Source organism: Mesorhizobium muleiense (genome assembly GCF_900099905.1).
GTDB classification, from domain to species: domain Bacteria; phylum Pseudomonadota; class Alphaproteobacteria; order Rhizobiales; family Rhizobiaceae; genus Mesorhizobium; species Mesorhizobium muleiense.
On the sequence record NZ_FNEE01000021.1, the window covers coordinates 60,963 to 73,686 of the forward strand.

The window sequence follows — 12,724 nt, forward strand, 5'->3', positions numbered from 1 at the left end:
GGCCGGGCTGACATCACCCGCCCCCCGATCGCAAGCGCCATTGCCGCAGGAACACTGGCGAAGCGATCAAAGCGGCAGGGGACCGACGACCGGAATTTATTGAATCGGCAGTCCGCCAGGGACAAACTCGTCGTCCTTGCGATAGGGCTGACCTCGAAGAGCGTCGTATGCCGGAGCGGGAGCTTGAGCCACCGCCCCCGGAATGACGGGTAGAAGTATTCTGGAACTATACTGAGCTGAGTGATAGACTCTGTTGATAGACGCTGCTCCGGCAGGAATGGTGCCGAGGACGCTATGCGGAATGGGATTGGTCGCGCCGATAGTTAGTTCGAGACTATGCCCTTGCCTGACGACGTGAGCGATGGGCGAAATGAACGACATTCGGAGCTCGTAAATTTCGCCCGGGACAAGTTTCTCAGGTTTCCGAAACGAATGCACCACCTCGTCAACATAGGTTCGCTCGTTGTCGATCGCGCGGAGGGAAGCCCGCAACAAACCTGATTGAACGAAGAGCACTCCGTCCGGAGCGACATCTTTCAAGGTAAGTTCGACGTCGGCGTCGTCGCCGTTATCGATGCTGAGATACAGCACGACTTCCGGATTTCCAAGCAACACCATATCCGAGGTAACTGGCGCTGTTCGGTAGTTAAGGACGCCGCGGGAATAAGGTCGAACCTGGAATTGCTGATTGTCTCCGTAAAGCTCTGTCCCCGTTGGGTATAGATAGGCGCGGGATCCCTCATTGGAGTTGGCGCCCGGCTTCTCGGGAGAGATCTGTGCGTCCGCCGTTAGGTAGAAGGTGCGGCGCTCGACTTTCGGGTCTGGCCACGTGTTGTGATGCGTCACCCAGCCCTCCACCGATTTCTTCGGATCTCCCTCGGGCTGCTGAACTTCCCAATAGACAGTGATGGGCGGCTCGCTATCTATTCCGTTCTTAACACCTTTCACCCAGCGATCGAGGAACTTCATTCGCTCCTTGTCTACAAGGCTATAGCCACGGGGCCCAGGTCCATTGATCCCATGATCACCGTTCATCAGAACAAGCTTTTTGTTCTTCACATTCTGCATGAAATGGGTAAACATTCGCACGTTAGCCATAGCGGCGCCACCGTAGGCCTCTTGCCAAGCTCCAATGATCATGCTGGGAACAGTGACTCTATCGATGAGTTCCTTGCTGACCAAAGTCTCAGAATCCCAAAATTCGTCCTTCAGTGGGTGGTTCCTCCACGCATCAAAAAAGGAGGTCTTGATGACTTGCCTGTCGCTCCCACGAATGTTGGCGCACTCGGTATCTCCCTGGTTGATGCGCCACTCCGCACCGCGCGGGCCGGTCACAAACTCACTATCAATCGCCCATGCTCCCTCTAATAGCGGGAGCATACCGCCAGGGTAACCTAAAAACTCATACCCGTCGCCAAAACCGCTCGCCACGATTGCCCGCAAATGTGGAGGCCGCTCGGCTGCGACCCAGAACTGCGGCTGCCCCGCCGATGAATTGCCGACCATTCCGATATTGCCATCGCTCCAGGGCTGCCTGGCGATCCATTCGACGACTTCGGCGCCATAAGGTCCGCCTTTAATCATTCGCTGTTCATGCCAAAAGTCGATGACACCTTCTGAGCATCCGGTTCCTGGAAGATTGGCGCCCACGAAAGCGTAGCCGGCATCAAGGAATTCCTTCGCGATTTCGAAAGGGGTCGAGTTCGCTATATATGGATCATAGAGAAAAACGGTCGGATACCGGCCCGATTTCTTCGGACAATATGAGATGTAAGCGATGCGCGTTTCATCCTTCATCGTCACGTAGGCGATATTGCGAAACACATCCGCCTCAGTGAAATCTTCTGCACTTTTCATGCTGAACTCCGTGTCACGAAAAAGTCTTTCGACTTTTGGACCGAGGCGGCGGGCATGCGCTGATGTGGCCAGCCCCCTCACAAATTAGAATGTTGAGATACGCTCGATGTAGTACTGCCGCTGCGCCACGAGAGTGGCTAACCCGGTGGCATGTTGATTTCAGCTTCCCTTTGTCAAAAGAGGTTACGGCGTAACGCTTTCGATGTTTGTCTTCGATCCATGTGCCTTCCGGCCGATACACCAACTTCGTCATCTTCCGGATAGTTTGCGACAGGCGCCCCAGCCTCGAACGCGCCTTCTACTTCGCCAGCCAGCAGGCGGACATGTGCTGCGGTCCAACTTCGATGGGTGGTGGTTCCTCTTGCCGGCAGCGGTCGAAGGCCAGAGGGCAACGCGGATGGAACCGACAGCCGTTCGGCACGCGCGCGGCGCTTGGAACCTCACCTTGCAGGGCCGGCAACTCGGCGCGACCTGCATTGGCGCCAATCTGCGGGGTAGCGTTACGCAAGGCGACGGTATACGGATGACGGGGGTTGAATGTGATCTCGTCGGCGCTACCGATCTCGACCAATTTGCCAAGATATAAGACCGCAATTCTGTCGGCGATCAACCAGGCAAGCGGCAAGTCATGGGTGATGAACAATAGCGCCACATTGTGCTTGTCGCGCAGGTCAACCAAGACCTGAAGAATCTGTGCGCGTATCGAGACATCGAGCATCGAGACAGGTTCGTCGGCGACGATGAGCTCCGGCTTCACGGCAAGTGCTCCGGCAATCACCACCCGCTGGCGTTGCCCTCCAGACAGCTCATGTGGGAACCGGGAGAAGAAATCATCCGGGGGATTGAGCCCGGCGGACGCAAGCGCTTCGCTCACACGGTCGGTGAGCTGTGTCCGGTTGTCGACCAGCCGTAGTGACCGCAGCGGCTCCGCCACGATATCGAACACGGTATGTCGCGGATTGAGCGCCTGATAGGCGTCCTGAAAGATCATTTGCACGCGATGCCTGTAAGGGCGCAAAGCCGACAAGTCTTGAACGAACGTCATGTCGCGGCCTTCGAACAACAGCTTGCCGCCTGTTGGCTGAGCAAGCTTGGTAATGAGGCGGCCCACCGTCGTCTTGCCGCTTCCCGATTCCCCGACCAGGGCGACGATCTCGCCCCGTCCGACGTTGAGGTCGATCCTGTCTACCGCGCGCACGGCGCCGGCAGGTCGGCCCAGGACACGGTCGAACAGCCCGCCCTGGATAGGAAAATGGACCTGCAGGCTCTCAAGACGCAGGATATCGGCGGCGTCAAGCATGAGCTGCGACCTTGTCGTGTTGCGAGGAACGGTGAAGGTGACAGGCGACGCGCCCCTGCCCGAACTTATCGAGGCTGGGGAGCTCGGTCGCGCAAATCCCCATAGCCGAGGGGCAACGCGGATGAAAGGCGCAGCCCGACGGTCGGTTCACCAAATTGGGGGGATCACCCGGTATCGGCCGGATGATCTTTTTGCCGCTCGCGGGGTTCGGGATCGATTCGATCAGCAGGCGGGTGTAGGGATGTTTCGGTTGGGCGAAGATCTCGGCGACAGTGCCATCCTCGACGATTCGGCCGGAATACATGATCATGACGCGATCACAACATTCAGCCACCACAGAAAGATCGTGGGTGATCAAAATGAGGGCAATGTTAAGTCGCGATCGCAACTCACCCAACAATTTAAGGATCTGAGCCTGTGTGATAACGTCCAGCGCCGTCGTGGGCTCATCGCCGATGATGAGTGAGGGACGACACGCGAGCGCCATGGCGATCATAACCCTTTGTCGCATTCCGCCTGACAATTCGTGAGGATAAGCGGCGCCGCGATCCGCCGGAATGCCGACGAGTTCGAGCAGCTCCTTTGCCCGCGCGTTCGCCTCGCCACGCGACATGCCGAGCTTCAGCATGCACGGCTCGGCGATCTGCTTGACGATGCGGTGAACAGGATTAAGCGCATTCATTGCGCCCTGGAAGACGACGGACGTTTCGCTCCAGCGATGTGGCCGCATCGCCGCATCATGGTCGATCGGCAGTCGGTTGCCCCGATAACGCACCTCGCCGCTGCTGATCCGCGCGTTGGGTGATAGCAGACCCGCGATTGCCATGGCGGTCGTGGTCTTGCCGCTGCCCGATTCTCCGACGAGGCCAACGGCCTCTCCGGCTCGGAGCTCGAAGCTTATTCTGTCGATCGCACGCGATGAAACGCCCTTGAGCCCGTAGTCGACAGAAAGCCCGTCGACTTCCAGAAGCGACCCCTTGTGTTGGGAGGAGTCTATCATGGGATCACGCGCCGCCGTGGATTGAACGTGTCGTCGAGAGCATTGCCAATCAGGACGAAGCTGAGCGAAACCGTGAGGACGCACACTCCGGGGGCGCCGAGATACCACCAGGCTCCAGCGCTGGCCGCACCGGCGCGCTGGGCCAGCGAAAGCAAAGTACCCCATGAAGGCTGCAACGGATCGCCAAGACCGAGGAACGAGAGCGACGTCTCGACATAGATTGCGCCGGCGACGACCAGAGCCCCGTTCGCTGCGATTTGCGGCACGAGATTAGGCAGGATGTGCCGCACCATGATGCTGAAATTGCTGCTGCCTGCAACGCGCGCGCGGTCAACAAATGTTCGCTCCTTAAGCGACAGTGTCTGGCTGCGAACAACACGGGCGACGAACGCCCAGCTTGTCATGCCGATAACGACAAGGATCACGAAAAGAGAAGGACGGAAGCCGAGGATTTCTCTGCCCCGCCCCATCACCTCGAGAACTACGGGTGTGATGACCAGCGCAAGCACGAAGGAGGGCATGACAAAAAAGAAGTCCGTCAAGCGCATCAGCCAGACGTCAACCCAGCGACCAAAGTAGCCCGCGGTCATTCCGACCGTGGTGCCGACGACGAGGCTGATCACGGTCGCCAGTAGCGCTATCGTAAGTGAGATCCGGGCACCATGGACGACCAGATTGAGGACGTCCCGTCCCACTTCATCGGTCCCCAGCAGATGCTGGCCTGAAGGTGGCGCGAGGAAATCGCCGGTTGCATTGATCGCAGTCTGAAGCGGTCCCACCAGGATATTGGGCATCGCTGCCGTAACAAGAAAGAATACCAGACACAACAGGCCAAGCTGAGCTCCGCCGTAGCCAAGAAACTGACCTAGAAAGGTTTTGATAGCACGCGCCCTCGTACGCCCAGAATACCGAATTGTACTTTTGCTCATTGTCGGACCCTCGGATCAAGCAGGCCGTAGGCTAGATCGGCTATGAGGTTTGCCATAACAATCGAGACGCCGAGCAACAGGAATATGCCTTGAAGGACCGGGTAGTCCCGTGCGTTGAGCGCCTCCACGGTCAGACCGCCGATGCCCGGCCAGGCGAACACAGCTTCGACGGTGATGGCACCCGCCACCACGTAGCCAAGATTGAGGGTGATCAAGGTTACGACCGGCAGCATTGCGTTGCGAAAAGCATGACGCATCAGCATCTGACCGCCGGTCAGTCCCTTGGCCCGTGCGGTCACCATGTAGTCCTCGGTGACGACGTCGCTCATCGCAGCACGAGCGACCACGACGTATTGGCCGATTAGTCCAAGGGCCACGGCGGTGACCGGGAGCGCGAGATGCCGCAGATAATCAAGCGCCAAGTCAAGGGAACCGACGTTAGCGCCTGGTGAATATGCCCCGTAGCCCGGAAGCCAGCCCAATGCCGTACTGAAGATCACCACCAGGAGCATGCCGAGCCAGAAAGATGGGGTAGAATAGAGCGCCAGAGAGACCCCCGTGGCGGCATGGTCGACGGCTCCTCCTCTACGCCAACCAGCATATACGCCAAGCATAACCCCGCATAGGATGGCGATAAATTGGGCTAGACCGACCAGGACAATGGTGGCCGGCAAGCGTTCTAAAATCAGGTCAGCGACATGCCTACCCCTGAACTTGAAGCTGTAGCCAAGATCGCCCTGGAGAGTCGCCGACAAGTAGTCGAGCGCCTGGTCAGGGAACAGCGGCCGGTCGAGGCCCCAGTTCTGACGCTGCGCCTCGATCTGCTCGTCGGTCACGCTGGTGCGCGCCCCGCCGAGCAGAAGCGATGCAGGGTCGCCGGGAATGACTCTGAACAAGCCAAAGTTCAGGATTGCAACCATCACAAGCGTGATGACCGCCCTGAGGAGAATCCGCCCGATCCGCCGGCTCATTTGGCCTCGCTTTCCATCAAGACCATCTCAAACCGACTTCAGGCGATCGAATGGGTAGTAGCTCCACCCCGAAATCTCTGTGCCCCAGCCCTCGAAACAATCCTTGCGATGGGCATCGAGCATGAGCGGGTAACTTAGGATTATGTAAGGGGCTTCAGCGTAAATCAGGCGCACCGCCCGGTCGACCAGCTCTTGGCTCTTCTTGAGGTCGACGGTGATCTCGACCTCAGACAGAAGTTGATCGAACTTCTCGTTGCTCCAGTATGACGTGTTGCTGGAATCGGCACTTTTGCCCAAAACGAGCAGGTCGTGAGCCGAGGGAGACCGCCAACCTGCGGCAACGAGCAGGTCCCAACCCCCACCGCCCTTCGCCGGCGCCTTTGTACGTGCACTAAGGGCGCCGGAGTCGAGCTGTGTTACGGATACAGGGATTCCAATTTGTCCCAACCAGCCAGCGATAAGCTGCACTACCGCGATCGGTATCTCGAGGGTGCCCGAAGACGTTCCAGTAATTAACTCGAGCTGGAGCTTGTTTCCTTCCTTGTCTTCCCGGATGCCGTCACCGTCGACATCCCGATAACCGGCGGAATCGAGGCGGCGGGCCGCCTCCTCTAGATCAAAGTGGCGCCTGATGTTACTCAGGTCCGAGTAGTAATCGGCCGCGGCCGGCATCACCAACCCCGCGCCAGCGTCGGCGTGACCTTGGTAGGCCCGCTCGACGATAGCCTTCTGATCGATCGCGTAGCTGATCGCATCACGAAACGCCGGATCTTGAAGGGCCTCGGTACTGCCTGCACCGTCCCCCGAGGCGGTGTTGAAGGCCAAATAGTCTCGCTGCTCAATGCGGTTTTGACCGACCTCGATGGCAGAATCCTTCGACAGATCCGCCCACTGGGAAGCTGTGAGGCTGATGCCATAGTCGAGATTGCCGCTCTTCAGACCTTGCGCGATGGGATCGGCCGTATTGAAGAAATTGAAGACCATCCCGGCCGTCTTTGGCTGTCCGGTGCGGAAGTGCGGGTTCGGCGAGAGGCGGACAAACTGGCCCTGCTGAAAGTCCTGGATGATAAGCGGCCCGGTTCCCACCAACGGCGGGTCGTTTCGGAAGGTGCTGCGCGCATCGGCGTAGGAGACATCCTTCCAGATGTGCTCGGGAACCATCATTACACCGTTGTCGATTGGCCAACGCGTGGGGGACTTGGTCACGATTTGCAACGTATCGTCGTCGAGCGCCGTGATGGACTCGACGTTTTGCATGCCCTCAGTGCTGTTCCAGCCGGCGTTCAGTTCGTTGGGCGTGCCGATGGACTTGCGCACATAATTATAGGTGAACGCGGCATCCTTGGCCGTGGCGGGCTGGCCATCCGACCACTTCATTCCAGGCCAGATTTTGAAAGTCCACGTGACGTTATCGTCAGCGACCGACCACTCCTTGGCAAATCCCCTCCGATCAGCATGGCGCTGAGCGTCCACACAGACCAGAAAGTCATAGGTGTAAACTAGCGGCCACCAATTGCTGTAGGAGGCGAACGGATTCAACGTATCGGGGGAGACGTTTGCGCCCATGCGCACGATGTGACCATCGCACGACAACGCGGCGAACGCCCTTGAGCTCAGAACGCAAGGCACGGCCGATCCCAAAAGCATCGCTTTCACGACTGCACGTCGCCTGAATGGCCAGTCATCCATTTTTGTTCCCCACCCTTTTCTTGTCACCGCCCCGCTCTCGCGGGGCGGTTCGCCGTGAGTGTACCTATGTGCCTGGGCGGTTTGCGCGAATTATCTCGCATTATGGCAGCAAATCTGCGTTTTTGTCCGCTTGTACGCACGAAAGCAACGTTGCTGGTGGCGAGTGGAAGATCCCTCGCTCATAGGGTGTCGCAACGCAAAAGCCAAGCTGGGCGGCCAAGGATGTTCTTGTAGTAGCAGACCAGCTTAATGTTGGTCTCGGCGGCTTCGGATCCGGATAGCCGGAAATACATACGACGCCTGTTCTCGCCAAATTACTCGACCACCGCCTCCGCCAGGATCGCTAACCTTTTTTGTGCTCTGGCTTGCAAGCGGGCGAACGGCAGTTCATGGCTTGTCTCGCAATCGCATCGGCAATTTCCGTGCAGCCGTATCCCACGTCGACTCGGTAAAGGGCGCCGTATCCATCAAGGCTTTTGCGAGGCTCGGTGTCCCGGATATATACGCCGTCCGCACTTGCCACGATCCGGTTTGGGGTCCCACCCCGGCTTGGCCAAGTACATCGCTACATGGAGTTCCGACTCTTCTCTTGAATGCGCGGTACCCGGATTGCTCAGTCCTATTTGTTTCTCTCTCGAATGCCTCGGGACCGGCGGTGCGACGGTCAGCTGTTGATTGCAAAATTTAACGGCAAAGCTGCGCTGGCTCCCCAACTGTTCGATTGTATGCGTTCGCATGACGGAGTATTGTCATGTATGGCGATGGCGCGCCCGATAAGCTAGGTGACCCTACGGACTTATCTGGTGCGCGCGCGGGCAGCGCTTAAATACTATGCTGGCGCTAACGGGCCAAGCCGCCTTCCACCAAGTTGACCCAGTAGCCGATCCCGTAAGGGATTGCATTGTCGTCGAAGTCATAGGTTGGATTGTGCAGGCCCGAAGTAGGTCCGTTGCCGAGGAACAAGAACGCGCCCGGTCGCGCCTGCAGCATGTAGGCGAAGTCCTCGGAAACCATCACCGGCTTGATCTGATCGTTGACGGCCTCTCGCCCAACAAGGCTCCGTGCGGCAGCGGCTGCCAGCTCGGTTGCCTCCGTCTGGTTGAATGTGAGCGGTTCAAGGCGCCTATGTCGGTATTCCACCTTGGCCCCGAAAGCAGCAGCAACATTCTTCGCGCAGACCTCGATCTGTTTTTCTGCAAAATCGCGCAATGCGGGTGATAGGCTCCTCACCGTGCCTCCTAGCGTGACGCTGTCGGGGATGATGTGATAGGATTCACTTCCGTTGAATTTGGGTACGGACACTACTAACGCTTCGGTCGGATCGCAGTTTCGTGACACCAAGGTCTGGAGCGCAATGATGATCTGTGCTCCGACGACCACCGGATCAATCGTAAAATGAGGCGTTGCAGCGTGTCCGCCCCGGCCTGTGACGATGATGTCGAACTCGTCGAGGGCCGCCATAATTGATCCGTCACGAATACCGAACTTGCCAACGTCAATACCCGGCATGTTGTGCATGCCGAAGACTTGGGCGATATTGAACCTATCCATCAATCCTTCTTGAACCATTCGTCCTGCGCCCTGCCCGTCTTCCTCGGCGGGCTGGAAAATGAGCGCCACCGAACCCTTGAAATTCCGGGTGGCGGAGAGATGCTTAGCGGCACCCAGCAGCATGGCGGTATGGCCGTCATGGCCGCATGCGTGCATTTTTCCTTCGACCTGCGACGTCCAGGGCTTACCGGTGGCCTCGACGATCGGCAGGGCATCCATATCGGCCCGTAGTCCGATGGTGGGGCCCTCTCCGCCGACGCCTTGGATCACCGCGACAACACCGGTCTCGGCTATGCCCGTCTCGATATGATTAATCCCAAAGGAAGCGAGCTTCTCGGCGACGAACTTCGCGGTGTTGTGCACGTTATATCCGAGTTCCGGATTCTGGTGGAGGTGACGGCGCCAAGCGATAGCCTCATCATGAATATCGCGGAAATCATCGACCCTGCGCATTCTTGTCTCCTGCACCAAAAAAGAGCAGACCCTCGCCTTGGGCCTGCCAGCTTGACCAGATCTGCGCAGCCAGGGCTCCGGCATCCTAGACTCGCGGATCCGCGTCGCGTGTTCTATCACTGAGAAGCTTCCAAGGTTGAACCTCTACAGTCAAATGCAGTGTGTGTATTGACCCCATCTCGCTTCGAGATGAGCCCCCCAGATCTGCGCGTTGCGATGGATGACAGACCTCGGCATGATCAGAGGTCGGCAGGCGCACCTCGATGCGCCCAAGGCCAGGTCGCCATGAACGGTTAGTGGTGCGTTCGTTGCTCCCTGTTTTAGAGGATCCAGTTCCTCCGAGTGCGGAGGGCACGAAAATCGCCGCAGTTGCGGTAAGGCATGTGCGGAAGTCGCAGGAATGCGCAGGCCCTTTGGGGTTCCGTATGGCACGGATGCAAGCCAGCTTTCGTTGGCAAAAATTCCCTTCGTTATTCTTGGGTGGGAGTACCGATCAGGCACATACCGCCAACGAGTACGTGGAAATAGATCAGTTGGCCAAAGCGGTCGAAATCTACCAAAAGATTATGCTTAGTTACTAGGGACTATCCGGCACAATCATCAAGCATAGCCGCGAGGCCGGCGATGACGTCGGGCTCACGGGACTACGTTTGCGTAAGATCGATTGTCGACGCCGTACCGAGCCAACCACACATGATGTCGTGGATGCCAGATGATCATGACTGCTGTGGTACCCGAAGCGGCAAGAGTCTTGCGCATTGAGACGGATCTGTCAGCTGCGGGGGTGCTGCGGTCGGCGTAGGTAGTCTCATGATGGATGCTAATTCTCGAAGCTCTCTGCAATACCGACCTTGCACCACGTGCCGCACTGGCCGATCCGCGGTTCGGATCAGCAACAGTTATGGCGAAACTTGAGTACCTCGCCATAGGGCCTCCGTCTCAGTTGCCAGCGACGACAGAAAGCGAGGACGGGCTGTGCACATGGGCCATCATAGTCAGGAGGTTTGTACACTCCGGCGAACGCTGGGAAGTGTACAGCGAACGACTTCATTCACGCAAGATCGCAGCTTATGAGCACCCAATCTCGTCGCAGACCTCCGGCGTTCAACCGCGTCCTGGAGCATAACGAAATCGCCGATTTTCTGCGCGCGGTACTGAAATTTCGCGTAATCGTGGTCTTGCAAGGCTGCTAGTTTTACTAGGCGGGAAAAGCCGTCCGACATTTGAAAAGTGCTCCAGATTTCGCGACGTAACCGCCGGAGACGGGAAACCGCCGCGTTCTGGTCCATGTAAAAGCACTGGCTCGACGTCGCTCTAGACGTCATCCGGCGGGACCAGCGGCCAACGGGAATGGAAGGAACTCTCAAATGAACACGTGGCAATGCTTAGGGGCCAGGAGCCGTGTTTTCAGGCGTGTAATTCTGAAGGTGGCTGCTTTGGGTATGGCGGCCCTGGCAACCGTAACGTTCACCGGGTCGGCCCCGGCTCAATCGCTGCTCGACAAGATCAAGAACGGAGAAACAATCCGGCTTGGCTTCTCCAACGAGCCTCCATTCGCCAATCCGGGCGCAAACAACGAGCCGCTCGGCTGGGTCAATGCAATGACGCTGGATATCCTAAAGAAGCTTGGCACCACCAAGGTCGAGCCGGTCGTGGCCGAATGGGGCTCGCTCATCCCCGGAATGCATGCCGGTCGCTTCGACATCATCACCGGCGGCATGTTCATACTGCCCGATCGCTGCCGCAACGTGCTTTTCACCGAGCCGCTCGCTGTCGCCACCGCAGCCCTGATCGTGCCGAAGGGCAATCCGCAGAACCTGCACTCCTATAAGGATCTGCGCGACAAGGGCCTGAGCGTCGCGACCGGCGCAGGCTGGGACGACGTCGAGAATGCGCGCAAAGCCGGGATCACCGATGAAAAAATTTTGCAGGTCGCCGGATCAGCAGAGGTCCTGCAGGCGGTGAAGGCTGGTCGAGCAGCTGCGGGTGTAGGCGACTACTTCACCATGAAGGAGTTCGCTGGCAAGGACGCCAGCGTGGAAGTGACCGATCCGCTTCCCGATAGTCCCAAAGGATATCCGGCCCTTGCCTTCCTGCCCAACCAGCAGGCGACTGTCGACGCCTTCAACACGGCATTGAAAGACTATATCGGGTCCAAAGAAATGATGGAGTCAGTCGGCAAATACGGCTACACCAAAATCAACCTCCCGGACGGCACCACGGCAGCCGAGCTCTGCAAGGGCTGAAACCCAGGCGAGATGCGCCATACGCTAAGTGTCTCCCCGACCTTGGTCGGGGAGACACTTAGAGGGGGCCGAAGCTTACAGTTATTTCATTCCTGGGCTCGCCTTGCCCCCCCGGGGTCTTCGCTAGAGAAGACGCCTGCTCAGTGGGCACGATAGTCACGCAACTCGTGCTTTGGTCAGCCATTGCGATTTCGTCCCGGTGCCACTGAAGAATGCGTTCGCGCCGGCGCTTTACGGACGCGATGCTCAGTGTTCACATTTCTCCGAGGGATTTGACTTGAAAAGACCCAAGGCAGCTTTGGATAACGGAAAGACGTTCCAATGTCCAAAATTGTGTCGCTGACCTCAGCTCAGACATTGTTGCATGGTGCGCAAGATTCACGCGCAGCCCGAACTATGTTTTCACGAGCAAAGAACGTCAGCGTTCGTGTTGGCGACTGCGCGAATTGGCTGCAACGAGGTCATCACCAGCTTCAGCAAGGCCGGCGTCGTCGGCGCCGTGATGGCCGCCGCGAACTTCGATCTAATTGGTGACAGGGCAAGCGACACTAAGTATTGGCAAACTCAACCGACGGCCGAGGAAGAGACCTATATCTGCCCTATGCTTGCAAGAGCCAAGGCATCATGGATGCCTCCGCCATGTGGGCACACTGCAATGTTGATGGCGAAACGCGATAGCTTGCTGAGACCGGAATTTTGCCGACAGCGGTTGTGATATTCCAAACGGC

The 12,724-nt window shown here is 58.0% G+C and carries 10 protein-coding genes; 3 read left to right on the forward strand and 7 right to left on the reverse strand.

All coding sequences use genetic code 11. From position 1 onward, the window contains the following. Nucleotides 1-96: 96 nt before the first annotated feature. The 7 genes from BLT09_RS26470 to BLT09_RS26505 all read right to left on the reverse strand — a co-directional run bounded on the left by BLT09_RS26470 (nt 97) and on the right by BLT09_RS26505 (nt 9,750). Entirely contained in the window at nt 97-1,857 is a 1,761-nt protein-coding gene (locus BLT09_RS26470; RefSeq protein ID WP_091598641.1) for a CocE/NonD family hydrolase, read from the reverse strand. 298 nt (nt 1,858-2,155) lie between these two features. Continuing rightward, complete coding sequence (locus tag BLT09_RS26475; protein ID WP_091598644.1) at nt 2,156-3,157, reverse strand: ABC transporter ATP-binding protein; 1,002 nt, start codon at nt 3,155-3,157, stop codon at nt 2,156-2,158. Continuing rightward, nucleotides 3,150-4,157, reverse strand: coding sequence for an ABC transporter ATP-binding protein (locus BLT09_RS26480; protein ID WP_091598648.1), 1,008 nt, complete (start codon nt 4,155-4,157; stop codon nt 3,150-3,152). The genes BLT09_RS26475 and BLT09_RS26480 overlap by 8 nt, the downstream gene beginning before the upstream one ends. Beyond that, complete coding sequence (locus BLT09_RS26485) at nt 4,154-5,086, reverse strand: ABC transporter permease (RefSeq protein ID WP_091598652.1); 933 nt, start codon at nt 5,084-5,086, stop codon at nt 4,154-4,156. The genes BLT09_RS26480 and BLT09_RS26485 overlap by 4 nt, the downstream gene beginning before the upstream one ends. Further along, nucleotides 5,083-6,057, reverse strand: coding sequence for an ABC transporter permease (locus BLT09_RS26490; RefSeq protein WP_091598655.1), 975 nt, complete (start codon nt 6,055-6,057; stop codon nt 5,083-5,085). The genes BLT09_RS26485 and BLT09_RS26490 overlap by 4 nt, the downstream gene beginning before the upstream one ends. A 27-nt stretch (nt 6,058-6,084) precedes the next feature. Continuing rightward, entirely contained in the window at nt 6,085-7,746 is a 1,662-nt protein-coding gene (locus BLT09_RS26495; RefSeq protein WP_091598658.1) for an ABC transporter substrate-binding protein, read from the reverse strand. Between the two features lie 840 nt (nt 7,747-8,586). Further along, nucleotides 8,587-9,750 carry a M20 aminoacylase family protein gene (locus tag BLT09_RS26505; RefSeq protein ID WP_091598661.1) on the reverse strand — a complete coding sequence of 388 codons (1,164 nt, stop codon included), beginning with the start codon at nt 9,748-9,750 and terminating at the stop codon, nt 8,587-8,589. Nucleotides 9,751-10,013: 263 nt separating this feature from the next. Between BLT09_RS26505 and BLT09_RS35925 the strand changes: the two genes are divergently transcribed. The 3 genes from BLT09_RS35925 (at nt 10,014) to BLT09_RS26520 (ending at nt 12,711) form a co-directional block, all read left to right on the forward strand. Beyond that, complete coding sequence (locus tag BLT09_RS35925; protein WP_091598664.1) at nt 10,014-10,331, forward strand: M20/M25/M40 family metallo-hydrolase; 318 nt, start codon at nt 10,014-10,016, stop codon at nt 10,329-10,331. Between the two features lie 861 nt (nt 10,332-11,192). Then, entirely contained in the window at nt 11,193-11,996 is an 804-nt protein-coding gene (gene ehuB / locus BLT09_RS26515; RefSeq protein ID WP_236473031.1) for an ectoine/hydroxyectoine ABC transporter substrate-binding protein EhuB, read from the forward strand. Nucleotides 11,997-12,360: 364 nt separating this feature from the next. After that, on the forward strand, nt 12,361-12,711 hold the full coding sequence (locus tag BLT09_RS26520; RefSeq protein WP_091598670.1) for a hypothetical protein: 351 nt from the start codon (nt 12,361-12,363) through the stop codon (nt 12,709-12,711). Nucleotides 12,712-12,724: the final 13 nt, after the last annotated feature.